Consider the following 24,674-nt stretch of genomic DNA (forward strand, 5'->3'; position numbering starts at 1 on the left):
TTCAAAGGTTAAAAGTTAAAAGTTGAAGTTTAGATTAAAAACCAAACCTAATTTTTCAAATTGCAAGATCCTGATTCTTTCCTTCTAAGGTCTCAATTACTTCTCCACCGATCACTACTTTCGCGGGGCGCAGCATACCCTGCCGGTAGAGCACATCCAGGAAATTATCGGTTTCGTAGATTTGGAAATCCGCTCTTTTTCCTTGGGCCAAAACTCCGCGGTCGGAAAGGTTCAGTGCCTTTGCAGAGCGGAAGGTCATCGCGGAAAGCACTTCGGCAGTAGTCAGTTTTTGATAAGTGGCGAGTACCGATGCCTGGGTGACCAGGCTGCCCATCGGGGCGGATCCGGGATTCCAGTCGGTACCGATGGCGAGAATCGCGCCGGCATCCAGCAGCTTCCTCGCCGGGGTAAATTTTTCGCCCAACCCGAGGCTTGCGCCGGGTAGCGCGGTAGCCACCGTTTCGGACTTTGCAAGGAAATCGATATCCTCCTCCGATGTTGCCTCCAGATGATCTGCCGAACACGCGCCCACCTCTACCGCCACGCGGGAGCTCCCGGAGGTGAACTGATCGGCGTGCACGGTAAGCTCAAAGTCCATTTCCTTTGCTTTCAAAAGAAATTCCCGGCTTTCATCTATTCCAAATGCAGATTTTTCGATGAAGATATCCACCCTTCGGGCGAGGTTTTCAGATTTTATAATAGGTAAAATGTCAGCGAGGATATAATCCAGATAGTCGTGGCTGGTCCCTGAGAAATCTTTCGGCACCGTGTGCGCGGCAAGGCAGGTAGGCACCAGCTTGGCAGGCGTATGCTTCTGCGCTTCTTGGATGACGCGGAGCATTTTCAGCTCGTTTTCTGCATTCAGGCCGTAGCCGCTTTTTACCTCGATGGTGGTGATGCCCTGGGAAATCAGCTCGCCGATTCTTTGGAGCATCCCATCCAGCAGCTGCTTTTCCGAGGCATCCCGAGTATGCTTTACGGACGACCAGATTCCGCCGCCGCTTTCCGCAATTTCCAGGTAAGATTTCCCGGCATTGCGCATCGCAAAATCGTTGGCACGGTTTCCAGCAAAGCAAATATGCGTGTGAGAATCCACAAAGGCTGGCAGCGCAATTGCACTTTGCTGCTGGAAGACGCTTTTGGGCTTTTGGCTTTGCAAAGTTTCAAAATCGGAAACTTCGGCGATGAAGCCATCATCATCCACCAAAATTCCAGCATTGGGAATGATTTCCAGCTGCTCATCGCAGAGTGCGCCGCGCAAAGGCAGCTTGTCCATCGTCACAACCTGCGTGAAAGGTCCGTAAAGTGTCATACAAAATTTTTGATAAATATAAGAATAATGAGGAAGTTCTTTACCATAAATTTAGAAACGCCAGCAGCAAAGCGCCAGAGGCTATCAGCTATAAAAAACGCTGCCGGAATTTCTTCCGAGCAGCGCCCTGCAAACACTAAAAAAAGGATTTGATTAAAATAATATCTGCAAAAGCAAGATTAAATTTAGGATAATGATAATGGCGGTGATGATGATGGCCACGGCTTGCTTCATACGGGAATTTTTGAAAACGCCCATTATCTTGCCGCTTCCCGTAAACTGCACCAAGGGTACTACCGCAAAACTAAGCTGCATCGAGAGTATCACCTGGCTCAAAATCAGCAGTTCATTCGTGCCGCTTTCACCATAGATTATTGCCACAATCAGCGCAGGCACTATCGCTATCAGCCGTGTTAGCAGCCGCCGAAGCCACGGTTTTAGGCGGATATGCATAAAGCCTTCCATCACAATCTGCCCGGCCAAAGTTCCGGTTAGCGTGCTGTTTAATCCCGATGCCAAAAGCGCTACGCCAAACACGATGGATGCCCATTTGGAATCCAGTATGTTGCCGAGCATCAGGTAGGCATCTTGAATTTCTGCGACGCCGGTATGCCCGCCAAAATGAAATGTAGATGCCGCCACAATTAGGATGGCCGAATTAATAAAAAGCGCGATTATCAGGGCAATGTTGCTACCCCAGGTTGCATATTTTATCGCCGATTTCTTGCCCGCTTCTGTTTTGCCGTATTTTTTGTGGTAAATGATGTGGCTGTGCAGGTACAGGTTGTGGGGCATCACGGTAGCGCCCAAAATTCCAATGCCGATATACAGCATTTCGCGGTTTTGGTAGATTTCCCTCGTTGGCACGATGCCTTCTGAAACAGCCTTCCAGTCGGGCTTTGAGAGGAAAAGCTCGTAGCCGAAGCACATCAGGATGATGAACATTAGCGCCGCCACGATGATTTCAATGGGGCGGAAACCTTTGCGCTGCAGCATCAGAATCAGCAAAACATCGATGCCAGTAATCACGATGCCCCAAACCAATGGAATTCCAAAAAGCAAATTCAGCGCAATAGCAGTACCAATTACTTCTGCCAAGTCACAAGCCGTAATGGCAATTTCGCAAAGAATCCACAGTGTGAAATTAACAGGTTTGGAGTAATGTGCCCTACAAGACTGAGCCAAATCCAACCCGGTAGCTATGCCTAACTTTATGCAGAGATGCTGCAAGAACATGGCAAAAATATTAGAGAGGAAAATCACGGAAAGCAGTGTGTAGCCGAACTTTGCGCCCCCTTCAATATCCGTAGCCCAGTTTCCTGGGTCCATATATCCTACCGCCACCATCAGTCCTGGCGCTGTGAACATCAGCACTGTTTTCAGCTTTTGGCTAAGTGTTTGGTTGCCTCCCATTTTATTATCTAATTCACCAAATTGGTTATATAATGCAAAAGTAAAAAAAGTTAGGAAAACCTAAATAATTTGCTAAAATAATTTTTTTTAAATTTGATGAAAGTAATTCCAATGGGAAGGTCAAGCACTGAAGAAAATTACCTGAAAGCCATTTTCACGCTAGCACAAAATGCACCAAATTCTGAAGCGGGAACCAACCAGGTTGCTGCATATCTCGGCATAAAACCGGCATCCGTAAACGAAATGCTGAAGCGGCTGAAGGATAAAGATTGGGTGGATTATGAAAAATACGGCAAAATAAAACTCACCAAGAAAGGCCAAAGTTTGGCAATACAAACCATTAGGAAACACAGGCTTTGGGAAACTTTCCTTTATCAGAAATTGGGTTTCGGTTGGGAAGAAATTCACGAAGTGGCGGAAGAACTGGAACATATTCATTCTGAAAAACTGATTTCCGCTTTGGATAAATTTTTAGATTACCCTAACTTTGATCCTCACGGCGATCCAATTCCAGACAGTTCCGGCAGGATTGAAAAAGTAATTCGTAAAAAATTAACAGAAGTAGAAGTGGGCAAAAATTTCAGGGTGGTGGCGGTAAAGGATGTGAATGCCGAATTTCTGCAATATGTGGAAAGCGTGGGGATTGTTATCGGCAAAGAGTTTCAGCTGATTTCCCGCGAAAACTTTGACGGACAAACCACTCTGAAAATCAACGGCGATGAGAAAATCATCAGCGAAAAAGTAGCAGAAAATATTTTTGTGGTGGAAGTTTAATTTAATGTAACAATGAACGAATGTAACAGTGTAGCAATGTCTTGTGCTAACAACAGTAACGAAGTCTCAAACCGCTAAAACATTTATCTTTGCTTAAACTTCCCGATGCCTGATTTCCTTCATCCTGATAAAGAAAATTTTTCCGATGATGAGCTGCAGCTCGAGGCGCAGATTCGCCCGCAAAGTTTCGCTGATTTTGCAGGGCAGCGCAAGACGCTGGATAATCTTGAAGTCTTCGTGGCTGCCGCGAAGCGCCGCGGCCAGCCTCTGGATCATACCCTGCTGCACGGGCCGCCGGGCCTGGGGAAGACGACGCTGGCGCACATCATCGCCAATGAGCTGGGCGTAGGGTTTAAGATGACTTCGGGGCCTGTGCTGGACAAGCCAGGTAATCTGGCAGGCCTTCTCACCAATCTGGAGGAGAATGATGTGCTCTTCATCGATGAAATTCACCGCCTCTCGCCCGTGGTGGAGGAATACCTGTACTCCGCGATGGAGGATTTTAAAATCGACATCCTGCTGGAGACCGGCCCAAACGCGCGCAGCGTACAGATCGGGCTGAATCCCTTTACCCTCGTGGGCGCTACCACCCGTAGCGGAATGCTCACCAAACCTCTGCTGGCGCGGTTCGGCATCCAGAGCCGGCTGGAGTATTACAGCATCGAACTCCTCTCCACCATCATCCAGCGGAGCGCAAGAGTGATGGAGATCCCCATCCAGGAAAATGCCGCCATCGAGATTGCAAGACGGAGCCGCGGGACGCCGAGAATTGCCAACGCCCTGCTGCGCAGGGTGCGGGATTTTGCAGAGATAAAGGGTAACGGGAATGTGGAAATTAATATCACCCGATTTGCCCTGGATTCGCTGAATGTGGATGAGTTTGGGCTGGATGAGATGGACAATAAAATCCTGCACACGATGATCGAGAATTTCCGCGGGAAACCGGTGGGCATCTCTGCACTGGCGACCTCCATCGGCGAGAATTCGGAAACGCTGGAGGAGGTCTATGAGCCCTACCTCATACAGCAGGGCTTCATTATCCGCACCCCCCGAGGGCGGGAAGTAACCGAGAAAGCCTACAGACACCTCGGCCTCAGTAGAAACGGAAACTTAGGAGAACTTTTTTGAATGTTCCAAGAGGGAAAGTTTTTTAACTTTAAAAAAAAATTTAAAATGAAACTTTACACTGTACAGTGCGGGAAATTTAAGCTGGACGGCGGCGCTATGTTCGGCGTGGTGCCCAAAAGTCTTTGGCAAAAAACCAACCCTGCCGATGAGCGGAACCTCATCGATCTGGGCTGCCGCTCGCTGCTGATAGAAGATGGTGAGAAACTCATCCTGGTGGATACCGGGCTGGGAGACAAGCAGGATGAGAAGTTCTTCGGGCACTACGCGCTCTGGGGCGGGGAAAATGTGGATAATGAGCTTGCCAGATACGGCTTCCACCGGGATGATATTACGGATGTTTTCCTTACGCATCTCCATTTCGACCACTGCGGCGGCGCGATAGAATGGGATGAGGACAATTCCGCCTACCGCCCGGCATTTAAAAATGCGAAATTCTGGAGCAATGAGGCGCACTGGCAGTGGGCAACGAAGCCAAACCCACGGGAGAGGGCAAGTTTTTTGCCCGAAAACATCCTGCCGATGCAGGAAAGCGGACAGCTGAATTTCGTTCCGCTCCCGAAAGACGGGAATAAAGTTTCTGCGCCGGAATTGAAAATGGACATTTTTTTTGTAGACGGGCATACCGAGAAGCAGATGCTGCCGATGGTACATTATCAGGGGAAAACAGTCATCTACACGGCAGATCTCATCCCCACAACCGGGCATATCCCGCTGGTGTACATCCCCGGCTACGACACGCGCCCGCTGCTCACAATGGATGAGAAAGATGAGTTCCTGAAAATGTGTGCGGAAAATAATTACCTTCTTTTCTTCGAACACGATGCGCATAATGAACTCGCCACTGTAAAAATGACGGAAAAGGGCGCGCGGCTGGACGAGGTTTTTTCCTTCTCAGAAGTTTTCGGTGGGTGATTGCTTTAATTTTTTTAACTTTGATTTTTCAAATTTAGCAAATGGAAAACAGCGAAGGGCGATCGGCAAAGCCGGAGCCCGAACCCAAGATCATCGGACTGACGGGCGGTATCGGGTCCGGAAAAACTACTGCCGCCAATATCATCGAGCGTTCGGGCTTCCCGGTTTATTACTCTGACGGGCGTGCGAAAAGCATCGTAAATGATGATGCCGTGCTGAGAGAAAAAATCATCTCGCTGCTGGGTGCAGAAGCCTACGACGAGAGCGGCCTTTACAACAGAAAATTCGTTTCTGCCCAGGTATTTGAGAGGCCTGATTTGCTTGAAAATCTCAACAGCCTGATACACCCTGCAGTTCGGCAGGATTTTGAGAAGTGGCTTTCGGCGCAATCTTCGAGGTTTGTTTTTAAGGAAACCGCTCTTTTGTTTGAGCTTGGCCTAGATGAAAATTGTTTCAAAAGCCTGCTGATAACCGCGGACGACAGACTGCGCATAAAGCGCGTGATGGACCGAGACGGGAAAACCTACCGCGAGGTGGAGGCCGTGATGGAAAACCAGATGCCGGAGAAGGAGAAAATCAAGAAGGCGGATTTTATCATTTACAACAATGATACCCAGGAAGCCCTGGAAGAGGAAGTTTCTAAATTTTTAACCGAGCTGGAGGATTTTTAAAAATTAAAAATAAAAAATGGCTGCCCCGAAAGGACAGCCATTTGTATTAAAACATCCTCAATTACTTTCTGATGAATTTCGCGGTGGATTTCTTATCCCCGTCTTCCACAGAAATTAAGTAAGTACCTTTCGGCAGGGCGGAAACATCCGCTTTACCGGCAGAAAGCACTCCTCTGGAAACCAGCGTACCATTCATACCGAAGATGCTGTAGCGGGCATTGGCAGGTACGCCGCTCAGCGCGATCTGGCTTTCCGCGGGGTTAGGATATACTTTTATTACAGTACCCGCGTCCGCTTCGCCTGTGGCAAGCCCCTGAGCAATATAGATGCTGTAATCCTCCACCTGGCCATATGAGTGGGATCCGCAAGGCTGGAAGGTGGAATTTATACTGGAATCCTGCAGGCGGATGCGCATACCAGTTTTAGTGCCTTTTGCCATTGTGGAAGGTATGGTAATCTCGCCGGTCCACGGAGATTTTCCTTTCGGGGTAAGCAATAGCATTTCATTTTCTTCAAACACTTTATTATTATTGGTATCTATCCAAACTGCGACCTGATCCATAATGCTGGATTTTGCGCTCGTCACCGTGAGTGTATATGTGCCCCCGGCTGCTACATTTGCTACTACCGATGCAAAGTTTTCGTAGCCTGCGGTGGAGGTGGAGCTGTTATCTATATCTGCAAATTTAACATTGCTGATTCTCTCGTAGCTTGCGTTGTTTGCCGATGCCTCGCAGTACTGCTGCTCCACGGTAGTAAAGCTGTAGACCTCGCAGGCGGTATTGGCTCCGAAATCATTTTTCGGAACTACTTTCCAGTAGTATTTGGTTGAAGGCTTCAGATCTTTTTTTGATAAAGAAAGTGCCGCTGTGCTGGCGAGCAGTGTGGTAGGATTTTCTTTGGTATCGAGGTAAACATCGTAAGAATCCACCATCTCTCCTCCCTGCGCAGCCGTCCAGCTGAGTTTTACCTCGCGGTAGTTCACATTATCAGCATTGTTAGCAGGGCCTGTGAGCGTTACGCAGTTTGGCGCGGAAGTCGGGAATTTTTTAGCTTCCAGTTCCTTCACGGCATAGAACACATTCCCGATAGCAGATATTCTTACTTTTATCCTCTTGCCTTCCTGCAGAAATCTCAGGTCAAAATTCTCCTTTCCGTCATTCGGAGTAGAGTCGGCAAGTACCACCCAGGTTTTGCCGTTATCTTCAGTATAGTCTATCCTTACATTCTGAACATTGTAAGGTGCAGCGGCTGTATTGGCGACATCCCACTCTATTGGTGCTGACGCTATGTCGTTATAAACTCTTTTGGTTGTCACCAGGAAAGGCCCGTCCTTGCCCACAACTACTTTCTGCGTTGCATACTGAGTCTGGCGAATGTTCTTTGCGGGATCGTTTTCCCTCACGAGGGCGGCGAAGTTCATCTCGCGTGCCACAGTGGATACTGCCTCCCAGGTGCGTTTGCTGTTGTCCAGCACGCCGTTCATTACGGATTCAAATTTAGGGAAGTATCGCACCGGCGAGGGATCGGGATTGTAGACGCGGAAGTTTGGACCACTGGAAAGCTTACCTATGTTGGTGCTGGTAGTGGCCGTCCTGGCGTTGTCTACCTGCTCCCAGCTGTAGAGTAGGGGGTCGCCCTCCGCATCGGATGCTTCTGCAGTAAGGAAGAAAGCCGTACCTTTCGGGATGTTGATATCCGCCATTGCTTTTACTACAGGCGGCTGGTTGTCAAGCGGGGTTTCCACATCGCAGCTTTTTGCAATAAGGTTATCCTGTATCTGGCGGATGCTGAGCGTGTGAAAGTACGGATCCGAGTGATCTTGGACATTCTGCGAGGTAATCCCTGCATAGCCCATAATGGTACTTCCGGAACCCGGCTCAGCATTTACCCCGGCGCTTTCTAGCCTGTGGCTGAAAGTATGGTTAGCACCCAGCTGGTGGCCTATCTCGTGTGCAACATAGTCTATATCGAAACTATCACCATAAGGTTTCTTGTCTGCAGGCGATGTATATGCAGAGCCCTTTCTTCTTGGATTGTTCGGGGTTGGAGATTCGCAGATACACCCGATACAGCCGGCATTACCGCCGCCGCCATCGTGGCCGAAGAGGTGGCCAATATCGTAATTCTCCTCACCTACCACATTGGTAAGCGTCTTCTGGAGCTCCGTGGTCCAAGAATCCGGCGCACCTCCGGCTACAGAGGAATAAGGATCCGTGGCAGGATCGGTATAAATAAGCTGCGGATAATCCTGAAGATTAAGGTGCAGCGCCATCTCCCTTTCGTACACGCCGTTTACGCGGGTTAGCGTCGCATTTACCTGCGCCAGCGCCGCCTCCACGCTGCCGAACAATTGCGTATACTCGCCAGTGGTAGAGATTACAAGCCTCAGCGTGCGGTATTTTTTGTCTGAAGATTTGCTGAAATCGGTAGGGTCGTTACCCAAAACATTACCACCGGCCTTCAGGTTTTCCATCTGTTTCTGGCTTGCCGGAGATTCCTCTGTGTTGCATACGAAAGCACTTCCTTCCGTAAAGTTGGTTTTGGCAAATACTCCGTATACGGATTTATCCGCATTCTGCGGCTCTACGAACTGGTATTTTCCATCTTTCACTATCATCGCCTGGAAATCGTTCGGCGCTACGGAAAACCTCACATATTTCTTCGGATCATCCACACCTACGCCTACATACGAGCCAAGCTGATAGCGCTTTGCCAGAGACTCCGCCACTACTGGGAAGCTGTATACCCGGAAGCGCTCCACCCTGCCCTCCAGCGTGGGGATGGACACCTCCACTGCCTTCGCGTTTCTCCCCTGCGGCTCGGCAGTGGCTAGCTGTGCGCGTATTTTGCCTATATCCAGGCTGTAGAAACTTTTTGCCCCGGTAGCCCTGCGGCTCTCACCAGTAGGCACCGCCGGCGACCACTGCGCAAACGCTGTGGCAGCAGCAGTGAACGCCAGGACTCCTGTAAATATTTTCTTCATAAATTTAAATTTTAGTTCTCAAATGTAAATAAAATTTCAATACAATATAAAAAAATTGTTAATTTTTTCAACCATAGACAAACGGTGATTCAGCAACATCCCGGAAGGATACGCGCTGACCCTGATTTAAAATTTATAAGACAAATTCCAGGAGAACCCAAAATTAAACCGGCCAGAAGATTTGCCGAAGCCTGGTACTATCATCGGTTTGATATTCTCCTGCTTTACGCTGTAGACCAAATATTTTGGCTGCGCACGCAAATCAATATAAAATGGCGATTTAAACAGCTGCACCCTCCCCCCTACATTGGCCTCCACCCAGTAGGAGGATTGCGCAGCCTTGGGCATTTCCAGAAAATACTCCTGCCCCTGGAAGCCCCGCACGGGGATTTTGAAGTAATGCTGCCGGTAGAAGGATGCTGCCAGATTTGCCCCTGCAAAGAAGCCGTTCAGGTCATTTTCGCTGTCCTTCGCCAGCATATAGAAGGCACCCAGCTTTACGAATGGCCCCATAGCCTCGGCGTCGTAGCCGTTTTTATTGTAAATATTCTTTTCGTGGCCGGCTTCCACATTGGCGTGGATGTCGCCCGAAACTTTCGCAGAGACATATCCCTGGAAAATCTTGCGATCGGAGAACAGCGAGATGCCCGCATTCGCTACATCTAACCCTGCCATTAGGCGAAAAGCCTCTGCCTTCTTCCGCTCAGCATTTTGCGGAAATGCCGCTGCAGAAACCAGGCTAAAAAGTAATATATAGGTGCGTGCGTATCTCATCGGTTATTTCATTTTGCGCTGGCTCAGCCGCTCTTGCTCCCGCAGCAGGATGCAGCTGGTACCGAACATCCCGGTAGAGCTTGCGGATACCGCAGGCTGGCGACACATACTCTGCCTGCTCAGCGTACTCCAGCTGCAGGCGCGCGGGCATTTCCGCTTTTCTCCTGCGTATCTCCAGCAGCGTGCTCCCGGAGCCATCGATACGGAGAGGCACGAGCACAGAATCCACCCTTGCCGCCTGTACTACCGCCTGGGTACCGCCGCCATAGTCTGCGGAGATGTAGAGGGAATCCAGAGTGGCAAGCCTACCTGCGGAGTCTTTAAATTTCATTTTAAGGCGAGGCGTGCCCTCGCTGTGCAGGCAGATATCATCATCACCGGCGCAGGATGCCGCAAATATGCCCAGCATTAATACAAAGAACATCCCCAATTTTTTCATTTTCCAAAGATAATGATTGACAGCTGATTGTTGATATGCCCCAACCAGCACGCTAAATACCCTACGAAAAACACATTTTTTCCGTTTGTTTTTTAGCCTCTGGAAACGCCGATGACTAAAGAGCTACAAAAACCTGCGCAGCTTTTTGTAAAAACACCCGTGTCTTTTAATAAAAACTCTTAAGTCTTTTAATGAAAACTCTCAAGTCTTTTTTATAAAACTCTTATGTGTTTTTTGGTGGGCGCCGTTTTGTTTTGTTTAAAAGCCTTAAAACCTTTTCCGAAATTCCCGGGCAGGAAACAAAAAAACCACGGCGCTTTGCCGTGGCGTTTATACTAATTTCTCTGGCTATGGCCTTATGGTAGGCGTGCCATTAATAGGGAAAGTTTTGTTACCCGTGGCAGTATATACTGTGCCACTCTTGATGGAGGCCCCGGCTACATTCGTATTATCCTTCCTTGTGAATACACCTCCGTCAAGCCTTTTTGCATTATCCGGCATATAAATGATGTAGCCAGTATTAAATTCATTATTAACAAAGGCACCTTGCAGAATCCTAAAATCAGCAGTTGGCCAGGTGATTTTCCCCTGTGTAGCCGTCTTCTGCCGTACATCGGCAATCTTGTTATCAGCAAAAGCCTCGCGCGGTATTTGCGTAAGCGCCTTGCTGAATATCACTTCGGTAATTTCATTGTGCCCAAACACTTTCTCTCCTATGGTACCGTTGAGTTGTGATAGATCTACCTTCGTCAGCTTATTTTTCGCAAATGCTCCCCCTTCAATTACCACTAAGTTGGCAGGTGCTTTAAATTCCCCCGCAATCAGGTTTTGTGCAAATGCTTCCTGTCGGATATACTCAAGGATGCCCGGCTGAAACTCCACGCTGGTAAGCTTATTATTAAAGAAGGCCATATCAGGTATTTCCCTAAGGCTGGAAGGTATCGCCACGCTTTGCAGCAGGTTGTCCCGGAAAGCTTCCGGGCCCAGCTCCGTTAATCCCTTGTACAAAGGCGGGTAGTTATTCTCGTCAGGCTTCGGTAGATTTATTTGCGTAAGCTGGTTGTTTTTAAATGCAGCATCCATAATGCACTCCACGCTGTTGGGTATGGTAGCCGTGGCCAGCTGGTTGTTTTCGAACGCGCTTTCGCGGATGCACTTTACCCTATCGGGAATTACAATCTCCGTAAGCTTGTTATTGGCAAAGGTATTCGCAGAAATTTCAGCCAAATCCGGCGGAAGATTTACGGCGGTAATCTCATTACCCTCGAAGGCACCTGCCCCGATGTACGCCACAGTAGGCGGCAAAGTAACCTGACCTTTCAGCTTCGCGTTCTTAAAAGCATCTGCCCCTATGCTTACCAGGTGCTCCGGCAGGGTAATCTCCCCAAGGTCGTTATTCTCAAAAGAGCCTATGCCAATGCTTACCACGCTGTTCGGGAAGCAGGTTTCCGTAGCTTCGGGATGGTAAAGCCCGCCCTGTCCATTAGCATATTCATAATTGGCGATGTTCATCTTGCCCTTGAAGTTAAATCTGTAAGGCCCCGGGCCGCAGCCTATGCCGTACTCCGTGTTATCCACGGTGGCATTTCCGCAGCCGGCGTTGTTCCACTTGCTGCCGTCAAACACATAGATGCACGGCACGGTAACGCCAGCGGTTGCATCGTTGCCATCGCCAGTTGCATCGTACACATATACCATAGCGCCTTTTTGCTCGGTGCCGTAGGCGGTCTTTTCTTTCAGCTCTGCCTTCGTAAGCCTTGGCAGCTGCACGCCGTCTGGTGCTTCTTTTACGCCGGGCTTCCCTACTACCTGCAGTGTAGCCTTCGGCTCTTCCGTGTTAATGCCTACTCTTCCATCCTGCTGGGCGTAGGCCGCTATGCCGAAAAGAGCAAGGGACAGTATAAAAAACTTTTTCATTTTATTTATCTTGATTTTATCTTTATTCGATATTAGCGGTTCATCTTCACCCACTTTTTCTCGTGCCCGAAGAAGTACAGGGCTTGCGCCGTTACAGCGGCTAAGGCAGGGTTGTTCTCAGGCAGCGTGCCATTAATCTCAGATACATAGATGATGGTGCCAATCTGCTCATCACCGTAGGCTGTTTTCTCTATAAGCTGCGCCCTTGTCAATATCGGTACGATAAGGCCGTCCGCCTTTGTGGCATCATCTGCCTTACCTAAAACTTCAAGCGTAGCCTTCGGCTCATATGTATTGATGCCTACTCTATCGCTGTATTCCTGCGAAAACACGCTGACTGCCGCCAACGAAAGGATTGTAGTAATAAACTTTTTCATTTGACTTTTGGATATCAAATTCTGTGCAAAATTAAACAATAGTCCACCACATTTTATGAATTTCATCAACTTTTCCTGATGAGCAAAGCGATGTTTTCAATGTGGTGCGTCTGCGGAAACATATCGACTGGCAGAATCTTCCTGAGCGTGTACGCCTCCTTCAGCAGCGCTATGTCCCTTGCCTGCGTGGCGCTGTTGCAGCTTACATATACTATTTTCTCTGGGCGCAGCTTCAGGATTTGCTCCACCACCTTTTGGTGCATACCGTCTCTCGGCGGATCGGTGATGAGTACATCAGCTTTCGGGTGCGCCGCCAGAAATTCTTCCGTGAAAACCTCCTTCATATCACCGCAGTAGAAGGTGCAGTTCTCCAGGCCGTTCAGCTTGGCGTGGTCTTTCGCAGCGGCTATGGCTTCTGGCACGGCTTCTATGCCGATGACCTGCCCTGCCTTCCTTGCCACATATTGGGCGATGGTTCCAGTGCCGGTGTACAGATCGTAAACCGTTTCTCCGCCTTGTAAATCAGCAAGTTCCAGCGTTTTGCGGTAAAGTTCCAAAGCCTGGTGATAATTCGTCTGAAAGAATGATTTTGGGCCGATGCGGAATTTCAGGCCGTCCATTTCTTCGGTTAAAAAGCCTTCGCCGAAATAGGTTTGGAAATCCAGATCGTAGATGCTATCATTAGCCTTTGGGTTGATGGCGTACAGCAGCGTTTTAATTTGCGGAAATTTCCCGAGTAGGAAGTCAAACAGCGCTTCCCGATTTTCCTTCTCCTCACGGAAAAGCTGAAACGCCACCATCCATTCCCCTTTGGAATTTTGGCGAAGCATCAATGAGCGCAGAAAGCCGCCGTGATTTTTCACATCGAAAAATTCCAGGCCGTTCTTCGTGGCAAAATCTTTCACTGCCAAGCGTATTTCGTTGGATGGCGCTTCCTGAAGCCAGCATTCTTTCAGATCCAGAATCTTGCTCCACATTCCCGGTATGTGGAAGCCCAGCGCATTTCTCTCGGCTATTTCTTCCTGAGAATTTATTTCCTTCGGCGAAAGCCAGCGTGCGTTGGAAAAGGAAAATTCCATCTTGTTTCGATAGAAATACTGCCTTTCCGAACCGAGAATCGGCAGCGTTTCAAAATCCGAGAGCCCGCCAATTCTGCGAAGATTATTTTCTACTTCATTCTTCTTGAATTCTAGCTGCTTTTCGTAGCTCAGGTTCTGCCATTTGCAGCCGCCGCAAACTCCGAAGTGTATGCATTTTGGTTCCACTCTGTCCGGCGATTTTCCCAGGATTTCCACTGCATCGCCTTCTATGTACCGGGATTTGTTTTTGCGCACCAGCACATTCACAAGATCGCCAGGTACAGCGCCGCTTACCAGCACGGTTTTCCCCTCGTCGGTTTTCCCGACAGCCACACCTTTTGCGCCGGCATTTTCTAGCCGGATGTTTTCCAGAATGTAGTGCTTTCTTCTCGCCATATTTGTCGCCAAAAAAGCGGACAAATTTGCCCGCCTGATTTTTTTTGGTTAAATCATTTCGTTGCCGCGGAATCAATCGCTTCTCCGCCCACCTGAATTTGCGCCGGATATTCCGCCTGAATTTGCGGTGCCTTCAGCCCTGTGGCATTATCCAGAGTGTTAACCAAATCGGGATCGCCAAGGTTGTAAAACCGCCGGCTTGCCAGTTTGCCATCTTTATCCACCAAAATAAAATGCGGCAGCGTGAAGCCGAAAATTGCAAAATCCCTTGCAGCCTTGCTGTTGATGCCGCCTTCAATCCAGTAGTTTTTCCCAGGGAAGCCGCTGAACATTGCGCTGCTCGTTTTTTGGAACTGCTCCTTCGTATCATCCAGATTCACGAAAGCAAAATCCATTTTCGTTTTGTAGAAATCCGCCACTTCTTTCAGCATTGGCACGGTGTTCACCGCAATGTTCGGATTCCAGGATGCGTAGAAAGCTACGAGTGTTGGCCTGCCTTTCAAATCTTTCAGGCTGATGGTTTTTCCGTCCGCCGTTTGCAGTTTCAGGTTTGGCTCCGTTTCTTTTTGAAATCCTAAAACAGCGGTCTGCAGTTTTTTCAGTTCAGATTTTACCTCGCCGTTTTTGATGTACTCATCGGTAATTTTAGTGATTTTGTCAAAATTTTTGGCATTCATCGGGTTGATGTCAAATTGCGCCAAAACCGTTGCCAGCATATAATCCTTCGTGATTTGCGAAAAATCTTTTTTGGTTTCCAGATATTTCCCGAAAAGCTCCGTCATCATCATATCATCCGTAGGGTTTTGCTTTTGCGCAAAAGCGTCGAAATCTTCACCGATGCTTTCCAGCAGGAAAGACCGATATTGCGGGAATTGCTTTACTAGCCGGTCATTTTCCTTCGTCATTTCCTTTTTATAATCCAGCAGTGCCTGTGACGGTTTGTAGGCCACATTGCCAGAAATTCGCCCGTGCACCTTGCCGTAAATTTCCACGATGCTGGCAAGCTGAATTTTCGTTTCGTCCTTTTTATAATTTACAACTTCCTTATCGGCATTTATTTTCTTTGCCTCATCGTCAATTGCCTTATTCAGCTGGGTTTCAAGTTTCTTCACGGATTCCAGGAATGCTTTTTCATCTTTCGTAAGCCACTCATTTTGGTTGATGCCTCTCATTATTTCCTGAAACTTTTTTTCTGTACTAGCCAGGAAATCGTTGTTTGTTTTGGCATCCCCACTGATTTTGAATTGGCCCTCAAAATCGTTGGCATCGGAAGTAATCTGCAGTTTCTGACCTTTTTTCAGGTAGAAGGTCGTCATTTGTCCGGCACAGGTCATCACATATATGCCGTTTTTCGGCGCTACAAACTCGCCGGAAAATTCGCCGTTTGGGCTCACTGGGATGTTGATTAGGGGCAAAGCTGCTACGCCGGAAGCCTCGATGAATTCAATCCTTTCCAGCGGAGAAGCATTACCGATTTTACCTGAAACTTCCGTTTTTTTCGAGCAGGAAACGATGGTCATCGCCAGCAAGAGAAACCACAAAACTTTTTTCATTGCGCAATAAATTTCGATTTGCAAAAGTAAGAAAAGCGAATGAAAGGACGATTTTCCCGATATAATTGATTACTGAAATTTGATAATTGATATGTGAAACCGTACACCACAATAAAAAAAGCCGCTCGAAAATCAAGCGGCGTTTTTTAAATATTCTGTAAAAAATCTGTAAAAAATTATCCTCTGTCGATAAATGCCGACATATATTCCCTGTTCAACCTTGCGATGTTCTCCATAGAAATTTCTTTCGGGCATTCCACCGAACAAGCACCAGTATTTGAGCAGTTTCCGAAGCCTTCCTCATCCATCGTCTGCACCATATTGAGCACGCGGCGTTTCGCCTCTACCCTACCTTGCGGAAGCAATGCAAACTGAGAAACTTTCGCTCCTACGAAAAGCATCGCAGAGCCGTTCTTACAAGCAGCTACACAAGCACCGCAACCAATGCACGCCGCAGCATCCATCGCCTTATCAGCATTATCTTTCGGCACTGGGATGGCGTTGGCATCCAGCGTGTTACCAGAAGTATTTACGGAGATGAAACCACCTGCTGCCATAATTCTGTCGAACGCAGAACGGTCCACCACCAAATCCTTTATCACCGGGAATGCCGCACTTCTCCAAGGTTCGATGGTGATGGTTTCTCCATCCCGGAACATCCTCATATGAAGTTGGCAGGTTGTAATTCCGGTATCAGGTCCGTGCGGACGGCCGTTGATGTATAGCGAGCACATCCCGCAAATTCCTTCGCGGCAATCGTGGTCGAAAGCTACAGGCTCCTTGCCGTCGTTCACCAGGTTTTCATTCAGGATGTCCAGCATTTCCAGGAATGAAGAATCTGGGGAGACATCGGAAAGTTTGTAAACTTCGAACTGCCCTTTAGATTTATTGTTTTTCTGCCTCCAGATTTTCAGAGTCAGGTTAAGTCCTCTTTTTGCACTCATAGTATATCGGTTTGTGCGACTTATTTATAACTTCTTGTTTTCACCTCGATGTTTTCGTACACAAGTTCTTCTTTGTGCATCACCTCAGCATTGATGTCCGCACCTTTGTATTCCCAGGCTGCTACATACATATAGTTCTGGTCATCGCGTTCTGCTTCACCATCCGGTGTGGAATGGTCTTCGCGGAAGTGTCCACCGCAGGATTCGTTTCTTTCCAAAGCATCTATCGCCATCAGCTGCCCAAGTTCCATAAAATCGGCAACGCGGAAAGCCTTCTCCAGCTCGGTATTCATCTCGTTGGCTCCGCCAGGCACTCTTACATCCTGCCAGAATTCTTTGCGAAGCTCCTCAATTTCTCGGATGGCTTCCCTCAGACCTTCCGGCGTTCTTCCCATACCTACCTTGTTCCACATAATGTTGCCAAGGATTTTGTGGTAATGATCCACGGAATGTTTACCATTGTTGCTAAGGAAGAATTCCACCTTATCTCTCACTGCTTTTTCAGCTTCGTCAAATTCCGCAGTATCAGTCGGTATTTTTCCGGTTCTGATGTCTGCAGAAAGATAATCTGCAATGGTGTACGGCAGCACGAAATATCCGTCAGCAAGGCCCTGCATTAAAGCGGAAGCACCAAGCCTGTTCGCACCGTGGTCAGAGAAATTTGCTTCACCGATTACGAAACAGCCAGGGATTGTGGACATCAGGTTATAATCCACCCAAACTCCGCCCATTGTGTAGTGTACCGCAGGGTAAATCTTCATCGGCGTTACATAAGGATTATCCGCCGTAATCTTCTCATACATAACGAAAAGGTTGCCGTACTTTTCTTCTACCCAGGCTCTTCCAAGCTTGTAGATTTCTTCCTGAGAAGGATTGTGCAGGTGTTTCTCCATCGCCGCTTCCCTTCCCTTTTTCATAATTTCTGTAGAGAAATCCAGGAAAACGCCTTCCTTAGTATCGTTGTTCTCAATGCCGAAACCTGCATCGCATCTTTCCTTGGCCGCTCTGGAAGCCACATCTCGCGGAACAAGGTTTCCGAAGGCAGGGTATCTTCTTTCAAGGTAATAATCGCGGTCTTCTTCCTTAATATTTTCTGGCTTCAGCCTTCCTTCACGAATGGCGATAGCATCTTCCTGATTTTTCGGCACCCAGATTCTTCCGGAATTTCTCAGGGATTCAGACATCAAAGTCAGTTTAGACTGCTGAGTTCCGTGCACCGGAATACAGGTAGGGTGAATCTGCACGAAGCAAGGGTTTGCAAAGTAAGCGCCCTTCTTGTGAATTTTCCACGCCGCAGAGCAATTGGAGCCCATAGCATTGGTAGAAAGGAAATACACATTGCCATATCCGCCGGATGCAATAACCACAGCATGTGCAGAATGCCTTTCGATTTCGCCGGTTACCAGGTTTCTCACGATTACGCCGCGTGCTTTCCCGTCCACAATCACCAGGTCCATCATTTCGTGGCGGTTGTACATTTTAATCTTGCCCTTGCCGATTTGGCGGCTCATCGCTGAATAAGCGCCCAGCAAAAGCTGCTGCCCGGTTTGTCCTTTAGCGTAGAAAGTTCTCTTCACTTGCACACCACCGAAGGAGCGGTTGTCCAGCTGTCCGCCGTACTCTCTTCCGAAAGGCACACCTTGCGCAACGCATTGGTCGATGATATTTGCAGAAACTTCCGCAAGCCTGTAAACATTGGCTTCTCTCGCACGATAGTCACCACCTTTGATGGTATCGTAGAACAGGCGGTAAGTGGAATCGCCATCGTTCTGATAATTCTTCGCAGCGTTGATACCGCCCTGTGCAGCGATAGAGTGTGCACGGCGTGGCGAATCCTGATAGCAAAAGGCCTTTACATTATAGCCCTGCTCTGCCAAAGTAGCTGCCGCAGAACCGCCGGCCAAACCGGTGCCAATCACGATGATGTCAATCTTATCGCGGTTGTTCGGCGCCACAAGGTTCATATGGTCTTTATGATTTTTCCATTTGTCCTTTAATGGACCGGCAGGAATTTTCGAATTGAGAGTGCTCATATTTTCAGAAAAATCTTTAAAATTAACAACAATCCTTCAGCCTAATAAATTGGTGCATCGGCAAAAAAATGATAAAGCGCGATGAAGATGAAGCCTGCAGGAATCAGGATGGAATACCACTTGCCGAAGCCTTTGATGAATGGCGTGTACTTTGGATGCCTTGCACCAACCGACTGGAACGACGACTGGAAGCCGTGCGCCAAATGCAGGCCAAGCAGCACATTGGCAATTACATAGGCTGCCACACGAATAGGATCTTTAAACTTGTGGTTCAGCTCGTCCCAAAACCTGTCCGTTACCACGGCTTCTCTTGCGATGTACTTGTAGTTCATCTCGTGAATCCAGAAATCATACAGGTGAAGTGCAAGGAACGCCAAAACCACCGCACCGGAAATTATCATATTCCGGCTCATCCAGGTAGAGTTTTCGTTGCCGCGGTTTACCGCATATTTTACAGGCCTTGCCTGCTTGTTCTTGATTTCCAGAACAAAGCCCATTACAAAATGGAAAATAACGGCGAACATAAGGATGGGCTGCATAAGCACCTGCACTAAAGGGCTATAGCCCATAAAGTACGATGCCTGATTGAAAGCGTCCTTATCGAAAACCGAAATCATATTGACGCTGAGGTGCATCACTAGGAAAATGAGCAGGAACATTGCCGATAAAGCCATCGCATATTTTCTGCCAATGGTAGAGCCAGTAAGACTTGCCATAATATTTTTTAAATTATTAAACGCAAAGTTAAAAATTGCAAGCCTATTTTAAAAGTGAGAAATGTCAGAAAACTTCAGTTTGTAAACTTTCTAAATAAACTCAGTCCAGCGGATAAGCCTTCCCACCGTGATTTGCGCTGCGTGCCTTCTCAGGAATTGGATGGATTCTTAATTCCGAAATGCGGTTTTTGCTTAGGTAAGGCTCCACCAGGTATTTCGCGGCCTTCGCTTTATCGGCCTTCGGCGAAAGGTAGAATTCCGCCAAATTCTTATCCTTTATAATAAGGTGTTTCTGCCGGAAATTTTCAACCAGAAGAACTTCCGATTTTTTGAAATAATAATAATTGAGCGAAATTCTCAGCGCGATGAACATTAACAGAATTGCCGCGAAATTCAAAACCGGCCGAATTTTTTTGCGAAGAAAGACCTGCCCCAGAAAATAAATCGTGAGAAATGCCAAAAGTACCTCTGCCAGAGTCATTGGGATATTTTTCGCAAAACCGAAATCTGCTGCCGCAAAAGCGTGAATAACTTTGAGTAAAAACTGAACGGCGGCATCATACACTTCCGTAAGCCATTGAATTTCAATATTTAACGAAAACAAAGTAGCGAGAAACAGCGAGAAAATGATGACAACTTCTACCACAGGAATTACGAGCAAATTGGCAGGGATGGAAACGAGCGAATATTGATGAAAATAGTAGATAACGAGCGGCAGCGTTGCGATTTGCGCGCTGAGGCTCACCGAAAATACCGTGGCGAACAGCCTTTTCCAGCGGTTTGTCAAATTTCCGAACCACGCTAAAATCGGCCGGTTCATCCAGAAAATTCCCAGCACAGCGATGAAGCTCAGCTGAAAACCGACATTATAAAACTGATGCGTATCCACCAGCAAAATCGCGAAAGCTGCCAATGCTACGGCGTTCAGCAAATCGGGTTTCCTTTGCAGCAAAACGAAGGCGTAGTAAGTGGTGAGCATTATGCAGCTTCGCACAACGGACGGCCCATAATCAATTAAAACAGCGAAAGCCCAAATGAAAACCAAGGCCAATACGATTTGTGTTTTTCGCAACATAAATGGCAAAATTTTACGGATAATGAAAAGCATTGTCCAGAAAATAATCGCCATATGAGTTCCGGAAATTGCCAGGATGTGCACTAGGCCGCTTCGATTAAAATCGTTCACAGTTTCGGAATCCATTTCCGTTCTGTCTGCCAAGATAATACCCTTCAAAAATTCCCGGCTTTTCGGCGAAAGTTGTGAAGCATCGATATTTTCTAAAATTTCCAGCCTTTTCTGTTTGATTTTCTCAACGAAAGACAAATCCTTTCTTGAAATCGGCTCAATTCCAGAATTGAGAAAAGCCTGATGGTAAATGCCTTTCCGCGAAAGAAACTTAGCGTAATCAAACTGAAAATCATTGTTCGGATGCTCCACTAAATTAATGAAAGATTCCGCCTGATAATAGTGTTTAAAATCGGGTTTTGCCTCATCTTTCGGAATTGAAACCACGATTTTCAATGGTTCAGAATTGCCACTTTTAAACGATTTTAGCTTTAAGATTTCAGCTTCGTAACGACGGTATCTTTCGTTTGAATTTAATTTTTTTGTAATCTTAAAAATGAATTTCTGCCGGCCTACAAATTCAGAAATCTGTGGAATTTTATTATTCTGAAAATGAAAAAAACTACCAATTCCTAAAAATAAAATCCCTAAGAAAACGCCGCGAAATTTTTGAAAAATGTAATTCGGAATAAAACTAAGAAAGCCGATTAAAACCGAAGCTATTAAAATGAAATTCCAAACTTTTGCACCGAAATTAAAATTTTCCGCCAGAAGAATTCCAGCGATAAAACAGGCCAACATTATAAGCAGCGGCTGCTCTTTCATCGGGCTAATTTACAGATTTACAATTACTTCCGAAGCTTTTTCGCTTGCTCCTTTTCCTCCAAGTTTTTCGCGAAGCGTTGCGTAATCTTCCAAAATTCTCCCGCGGTTTTCACCTAAAATCAGGCTGAGTTCCCGCACCAAATTCTCCGTCGTCAGCTCTTCCTGAATCAGTTCCCTCACAACCTCCCTGTCCATTATCAGGTTCACCAGCGAAATAAAGCGGATGTTTTTCACCAGCATTTTCCCGATCGCAAAGGAAATCGCGCTGCCTTTGTAGCACACAACTTCCGGCACATTCAGCAGCGCCGTTTCCAGCGTGGCCGTTCCGGAAGTTACGAGCGCAGCCTTGGCGCAGCGCAGCAAATCGTAGGTTTTATTGCTTACGAATTTCACATTTTCATCGGTGAATTTCTCATAAAATTCCCGCGGCAAACCTGGTGCACCGGCTATCACAAACTGGTATTGCGGGAAGCGTTTCCTCACCGAAAGCATTATGTCGAGCATTTTCTCTACCTCCTGTTTTCGTGAGCCGGGCAAAAGCGCAATAATTTCCTTTTCGCCCAAGTGATTGTAAGACTTAAACTCCTCACAATCAATCGGTTGCAAATCCGAAATTGCATCAAGCAAAGGATGCCCCACAAATTTTGCACTCACCTGATGTTTTCGATAAAAATCTTTTTCAAACGGCAGGATGACGAGCATTTCATCCACAAATTTCCGGATGGTTTTCACCCTGCCTTCTTTCCACGCCCAAAGCTGTGGCGAAATATAATAAACTACCTTAAATCCCGATTTTTTTGCAAATTCTGCAATCCTCAAATTAAAACCAGGATAATCGATAAGCACTAATGCATCAGGCTTCCAATAAGCAATATCATTTTTACAAAATTTAATATTCCGCAAAATTGTGGGTAAATTTTTAGCAACTTCCAAAAAACCCATAAAGGCTAAGTCTTTATAATGCTTCACAGGTTTTTCGCCGCTTGCTTCCGCCATCAAATCGCCGCCCCAAAACCGAAACTCTGCCGCTGCATCATTCGCTTTCAGCGCCTTTATCAAGTTACTTCCGTGCAAATCGCCCGAAGCTTCACCGGCTATGATGTAGTATTTCATACGCTTATGACCTTTGGCAAATTAAGTAAATTTCCCGCATTCTGGGTGGTTTTAAAATATTAACTTTGTAAAAAACCTGCAGTGCTTAGTCTTAAAATTTTCACCTTCAACCCGCTCGGCGAAAACACCTACATCCTTTACCACAAAAATAAAAGCGCGTGGCTCATCGACCCGGGAACTTATTGGGAAGAGGAACGGCGCGAGCTTGATAACTTCTTGAAATCCAACAATTTAAATATCGAAAAAATTTTGCTGACGCATGGCCACATCGATCATGTAATGGGGCTTCAGTGGGCAGCGGAACGATATGGAGCATCCACCTATCTGCACGAGGCGGATGAACCTTTGCTGAAAACATTCCACCTGACGGGGGAAAGGTTTGGTATGCAGCTGCAGCCGATTTCACTTGAGACCAAACGACTCAACGAAGGCGAAGAATTAGACTTTTATGGTGAGATTTTAAGAGTCTTACACATACCGGGACACTCCCCGGGAAGTTTGGTTTTTTATCACGAAAAAGGAAAATTTGCAATCTCCGGAGATGTACTTTTCGAGGGAAGTATCGGCCGCACCGACCTTCCAGGCGGCAATTATGAATTATTAATCAAAGGAATCAGGGAAAAACTACTGACGCTTCCGCCAGATACTAAAATCTTTCCCGGCCACGGGAACGCGACCAGCATTGGGTTTGAAAGAGATCATAATCCATTCCTCAGGGATTAGGACTTCCACTTGATGTTGCAGCCCAAACTTGGCATCTGCATTTCTTCCTGCGGTGTTCCGGCGAGCAAGTTTTCAAATGCCACGATCAAATCCTCACCCGTGATTTCATGCTGGTTTCCAGGGCGTGAAGCATCCATCTGCCCGCGGTAAATCAAGTCCAGCTTCTCATCGAAAAAGTAAAAATCTGGCGTGCAAGCTGCATCGTAAGCCTTGGCAACCGCCTGGCTTTCATCAAAAAGATACGGAAAAGCGAAGCCTTTTTCCTCCTGAAAATCCACCATATTTTCTGGTGAATCCGCCGGATAATTTTCAATATCGTTCGAATTGATACCGATGAATTCGATGCCCTGCGCACGATAATCATCATAAAGCTCCGCCAGTTTTTCGATGATGTGGATCACGAACGGACAGTGGTTGCACATAAAAATCACCAGCGTTCCTTTCTCACCTTTCAGCGACTCAAGTGACTGAATTTCATTGTTTTGCGCAGGGTTCGGAAGCTCGAAATACGGCGCTTTCGTTCCCAGCGGAAGCATATTGGATGGTGTTCTTGCCATAATTTTAATTTTTCTGAATGCCGAAATCTTCCAGCAAAGATAGCGATTCTGCGAAAGCATTTTCAAAATTCACCCAATGAATATCGCTTTCACCGCGATACCAGGTGAGCTGCCGTTTTGCAAATCTTCGGGAATTTTTCTTGATTTCCGAAACGGCGAATTCTAAATCCCATTCTCCGTTCAGAAAGCGGAAAAGTTCCATATAGCCTACTGTTTTCAGTGGTACTAATTCTTGAAATTCCGTTAAAGATTTCACTTCGGCGAGAAGTCCGGCTGCCATCATTTTATCAACCCGTTCGTTTATTTTTTGATAAATAATTTCGCGCGGCGCTTCAATCCCGATTCTTATCGTGCGGAAATCCCGCGCTTTTTTCGGCTCGGCAATCAGCTCAGAATATTTTTTCCCGGTTTGCCAAATTACATCTATCGCCCTGAGAATTCTTCTCGGATTATCCTTGTCTACAATTGCAAAGTATTCGTTATCAATATTTTGCAAAATTTTCAGCAGTTCTTCGTAGCCTTTCCTTTTCCAAATTTCTGCCAGCTTTTTCTGATTTTCAGTATTGGCTTCGGGCAAATCGTTCAGGCCTTCGATTACCGCCTTTTCATACATCATACTACCGCCAACCAAAATTACAACATTTTGATTTTCAAATAATTGCGATAATTTCTCTAACGCATCAATTTCAAACTGACCGATGGAATAATAATCCTGCACGGAAAGATGCCCGATGAAATGGTGCCTTGCCTCGGCAAGTTCCGCTTCGCTTGGCGCCGCAGTCCCGATTTTCATCTCCCTGAAAAACTGCCTGGAATCGCACGACAAAATTTCCGCATTGTAATGCTTTGCCAAATCAATTGCCAACCGGGTTTTGCCGATGCCCGTAGTTCCGATAACCGAAATTAGCGTTTTCACGCCGCAAAGTTCTGATTTTCCAAAATAAAAAACCGCCCAAAAAATTCGGG

At 46.9% G+C, this 24,674-nt stretch carries 21 protein-coding genes; 5 read left to right on the plus strand and 16 right to left on the minus strand.

The window, feature by feature from the left end; all coding sequences use genetic code 11:
* Positions 1-55 precede the first annotated feature (55 nt).
* Together hutI and BUB43_RS01015 are read right to left on the minus strand one after the other, a co-directional pair.
* Positions 56-1,312, minus strand: a complete 1,257-nt coding sequence (gene hutI / locus BUB43_RS01010; RefSeq protein WP_073177489.1) for an imidazolonepropionase — start codon at positions 1,310-1,312, stop codon at positions 56-58.
* A 153-nt stretch (positions 1,313-1,465) separates the two neighbouring features.
* Positions 1,466-2,725 carry an Nramp family divalent metal transporter gene (locus BUB43_RS01015; protein ID WP_073177492.1) on the minus strand — a complete coding sequence of 420 codons (1,260 nt, stop codon included), beginning with the start codon at positions 2,723-2,725 and terminating at the stop codon, positions 1,466-1,468.
* A 96-nt stretch (positions 2,726-2,821) separates the two neighbouring features.
* On the opposite strand from BUB43_RS01015, the gene BUB43_RS01020 reads away from it, so the two are divergent.
* The 4 genes from BUB43_RS01020 (at position 2,822) to coaE (ending at position 6,210) form a co-directional block, all read left to right on the plus strand.
* Positions 2,822-3,499: a metal-dependent transcriptional regulator gene (locus BUB43_RS01020; RefSeq protein ID WP_227411569.1), complete on the plus strand. Its 678-nt coding sequence runs from the start codon at positions 2,822-2,824 to the stop codon at positions 3,497-3,499.
* Positions 3,500-3,604: 105 nt separating this feature from the next.
* Positions 3,605-4,627: a Holliday junction branch migration DNA helicase RuvB gene (ruvB, locus tag BUB43_RS01025; RefSeq protein WP_073177493.1), complete on the plus strand. Its 1,023-nt coding sequence runs from the start codon at positions 3,605-3,607 to the stop codon at positions 4,625-4,627.
* 45 nt (positions 4,628-4,672) lie between these two features.
* Complete coding sequence (locus BUB43_RS01030; RefSeq protein ID WP_073177983.1) at positions 4,673-5,539, plus strand: MBL fold metallo-hydrolase; 867 nt, start codon at positions 4,673-4,675, stop codon at positions 5,537-5,539.
* Positions 5,540-5,580: 41 nt separating this feature from the next.
* Positions 5,581-6,210, plus strand: coding sequence for a dephospho-CoA kinase (gene coaE, locus BUB43_RS01035; protein WP_073177495.1), 630 nt, complete (start codon positions 5,581-5,583; stop codon positions 6,208-6,210).
* 61 nt (positions 6,211-6,271) lie between these two features.
* On the opposite strand, the gene BUB43_RS01040 is transcribed toward coaE, so the two are convergent.
* From BUB43_RS01040 to lpxB, 12 genes are all read right to left on the minus strand, one after another.
* On the minus strand, positions 6,272-9,196 hold the full coding sequence (locus BUB43_RS01040) for a reprolysin-like metallopeptidase (RefSeq protein ID WP_073177496.1): 2,925 nt from the start codon (positions 9,194-9,196) through the stop codon (positions 6,272-6,274).
* Between the two features lie 126 nt (positions 9,197-9,322).
* A complete protein-coding gene (locus BUB43_RS01045) occupies positions 9,323-9,970 on the minus strand; it encodes a DUF6048 family protein (protein WP_073177497.1) in 648 nt (215 codons plus the stop codon).
* Complete coding sequence (locus BUB43_RS01050) at positions 9,936-10,409, minus strand: hypothetical protein (RefSeq protein ID WP_073177498.1); 474 nt, start codon at positions 10,407-10,409, stop codon at positions 9,936-9,938. The genes BUB43_RS01045 and BUB43_RS01050 overlap by 35 nt, the downstream gene beginning before the upstream one ends.
* Positions 10,410-10,757: 348 nt before the next feature.
* Positions 10,758-12,326, minus strand: coding sequence for a leucine-rich repeat domain-containing protein (locus BUB43_RS01055; protein WP_143154005.1), 1,569 nt, complete (start codon positions 12,324-12,326; stop codon positions 10,758-10,760).
* Between the two features lie 32 nt (positions 12,327-12,358).
* On the minus strand, positions 12,359-12,703 hold the full coding sequence (locus BUB43_RS01060; RefSeq protein WP_073177500.1) for a hypothetical protein: 345 nt from the start codon (positions 12,701-12,703) through the stop codon (positions 12,359-12,361).
* A gap of 65 nt (positions 12,704-12,768) precedes the next feature.
* Complete coding sequence (rlmD, locus tag BUB43_RS01065; protein ID WP_073177502.1) at positions 12,769-14,178, minus strand: 23S rRNA (uracil(1939)-C(5))-methyltransferase RlmD; 1,410 nt, start codon at positions 14,176-14,178, stop codon at positions 12,769-12,771.
* Positions 14,179-14,231: 53 nt separating this feature from the next.
* Positions 14,232-15,731, minus strand: coding sequence for a TlpA family protein disulfide reductase (locus BUB43_RS01070; RefSeq protein WP_073177503.1), 1,500 nt, complete (start codon positions 15,729-15,731; stop codon positions 14,232-14,234).
* Between the two features lie 176 nt (positions 15,732-15,907).
* Entirely contained in the window at positions 15,908-16,675 is a 768-nt protein-coding gene (locus tag BUB43_RS01075) for a succinate dehydrogenase/fumarate reductase iron-sulfur subunit (protein ID WP_073177505.1), read from the minus strand.
* A 20-nt stretch (positions 16,676-16,695) separates the two neighbouring features.
* Positions 16,696-18,708, minus strand: coding sequence for a fumarate reductase/succinate dehydrogenase flavoprotein subunit (locus BUB43_RS01080; protein WP_073177507.1), 2,013 nt, complete (start codon positions 18,706-18,708; stop codon positions 16,696-16,698).
* A gap of 41 nt (positions 18,709-18,749) precedes the next feature.
* Positions 18,750-19,424: a succinate dehydrogenase cytochrome b subunit gene (locus tag BUB43_RS01085; protein ID WP_073177508.1), complete on the minus strand. Its 675-nt coding sequence runs from the start codon at positions 19,422-19,424 to the stop codon at positions 18,750-18,752.
* Positions 19,425-19,524: 100 nt separating this feature from the next.
* Positions 19,525-21,315, minus strand: coding sequence for a ComEC/Rec2 family competence protein (locus tag BUB43_RS01090; RefSeq protein ID WP_073177510.1), 1,791 nt, complete (start codon positions 21,313-21,315; stop codon positions 19,525-19,527).
* A gap of 9 nt (positions 21,316-21,324) precedes the next feature.
* The gene (lpxB, locus tag BUB43_RS01095; protein WP_073177511.1) at positions 21,325-22,428 is read right to left on the minus strand and encodes a lipid-A-disaccharide synthase; all 1,104 of its coding nucleotides are present in this window, start codon (positions 22,426-22,428) and stop codon (positions 21,325-21,327) included.
* A gap of 81 nt (positions 22,429-22,509) precedes the next feature.
* Between lpxB and BUB43_RS01100 the strand changes: the two genes are divergently transcribed.
* A complete protein-coding gene (locus BUB43_RS01100) occupies positions 22,510-23,151 on the plus strand; it encodes an MBL fold metallo-hydrolase (protein ID WP_073177512.1) in 642 nt (213 codons plus the stop codon).
* Here the strand turns inward: BUB43_RS01100 and BUB43_RS01105 are convergent.
* Both BUB43_RS01105 and miaA read right to left on the minus strand, forming a co-directional pair.
* Entirely contained in the window at positions 23,148-23,708 is a 561-nt protein-coding gene (locus tag BUB43_RS01105) for a thioredoxin family protein (RefSeq protein WP_073177985.1), read from the minus strand. The genes BUB43_RS01100 and BUB43_RS01105 overlap by 4 nt on opposite strands.
* A 4-nt stretch (positions 23,709-23,712) precedes the next feature.
* Positions 23,713-24,624, minus strand: a complete 912-nt coding sequence (miaA, locus tag BUB43_RS01110; RefSeq protein WP_073177513.1) for a tRNA (adenosine(37)-N6)-dimethylallyltransferase MiaA — start codon at positions 24,622-24,624, stop codon at positions 23,713-23,715.
* Between the last annotated feature and the right edge of the window lie 50 nt (positions 24,625-24,674).

Source organism: Cruoricaptor ignavus, from assembly GCF_900141665.1.
GTDB lineage: Bacteria > Bacteroidota > Bacteroidia > Flavobacteriales > Weeksellaceae > Cruoricaptor > Cruoricaptor ignavus.

What these genes read in the sequence shown, in the direction of transcription:
- BUB43_RS01020 (WP_227411569.1), top strand. Translation starts at nt 2,822, where the DNA reads ATGAAAGTAATTCCAATGGGAAGGTCAAGCACTGAAGAAAATTACCTG.
- rlmD (WP_073177502.1), bottom strand. Translation starts at nt 14,178, where the DNA reads ATGGCGAGAAGAAAGCACTACATTCTGGAAAACATCCGGCTAGAAAAT.
- BUB43_RS01085 (WP_073177508.1), bottom strand. Translation starts at nt 19,424, where the DNA reads ATGGCAAGTCTTACTGGCTCTACCATTGGCAGAAAATATGCGATGGCT.
- BUB43_RS01075 (WP_073177505.1), bottom strand. Translation starts at nt 16,675, where the DNA reads ATGAGTGCAAAAAGAGGACTTAACCTGACTCTGAAAATCTGGAGGCAG.
- hutI (WP_073177489.1), bottom strand. Translation starts at nt 1,312, where the DNA reads ATGACACTTTACGGACCTTTCACGCAGGTTGTGACGATGGACAAGCTG.
- BUB43_RS01045 (WP_073177497.1), bottom strand. Translation starts at nt 9,970, where the DNA reads ATGAGATACGCACGCACCTATATATTACTTTTTAGCCTGGTTTCTGCA.
- BUB43_RS01055 (WP_143154005.1), bottom strand. Translation starts at nt 12,326, where the DNA reads ATGAAAAAGTTTTTTATACTGTCCCTTGCTCTTTTCGGCATAGCGGCC.
- ruvB (WP_073177493.1), top strand. Translation starts at nt 3,605, where the DNA reads ATGCCTGATTTCCTTCATCCTGATAAAGAAAATTTTTCCGATGATGAG.
- BUB43_RS01090 (WP_073177510.1), bottom strand. Translation starts at nt 21,315, where the DNA reads ATGAAAGAGCAGCCGCTGCTTATAATGTTGGCCTGTTTTATCGCTGGA.
- BUB43_RS01060 (WP_073177500.1), bottom strand. Translation starts at nt 12,703, where the DNA reads ATGAAAAAGTTTATTACTACAATCCTTTCGTTGGCGGCAGTCAGCGTG.
- lpxB (WP_073177511.1), bottom strand. Translation starts at nt 22,428, where the DNA reads ATGAAATACTACATCATAGCCGGTGAAGCTTCGGGCGATTTGCACGGA.
- BUB43_RS01015 (WP_073177492.1), bottom strand. Translation starts at nt 2,725, where the DNA reads ATGGGAGGCAACCAAACACTTAGCCAAAAGCTGAAAACAGTGCTGATG.
- BUB43_RS01105 (WP_073177985.1), bottom strand. Translation starts at nt 23,708, where the DNA reads ATGGCAAGAACACCATCCAATATGCTTCCGCTGGGAACGAAAGCGCCG.
- coaE (WP_073177495.1), top strand. Translation starts at nt 5,581, where the DNA reads ATGGAAAACAGCGAAGGGCGATCGGCAAAGCCGGAGCCCGAACCCAAG.
- BUB43_RS01050 (WP_073177498.1), bottom strand. Translation starts at nt 10,409, where the DNA reads ATGAAAAAATTGGGGATGTTCTTTGTATTAATGCTGGGCATATTTGCG.
- BUB43_RS01040 (WP_073177496.1), bottom strand. Translation starts at nt 9,196, where the DNA reads ATGAAGAAAATATTTACAGGAGTCCTGGCGTTCACTGCTGCTGCCACA.
- BUB43_RS01070 (WP_073177503.1), bottom strand. Translation starts at nt 15,731, where the DNA reads ATGAAAAAAGTTTTGTGGTTTCTCTTGCTGGCGATGACCATCGTTTCC.
- BUB43_RS01030 (WP_073177983.1), top strand. Translation starts at nt 4,673, where the DNA reads ATGAAACTTTACACTGTACAGTGCGGGAAATTTAAGCTGGACGGCGGC.
- BUB43_RS01080 (WP_073177507.1), bottom strand. Translation starts at nt 18,708, where the DNA reads ATGAGCACTCTCAATTCGAAAATTCCTGCCGGTCCATTAAAGGACAAA.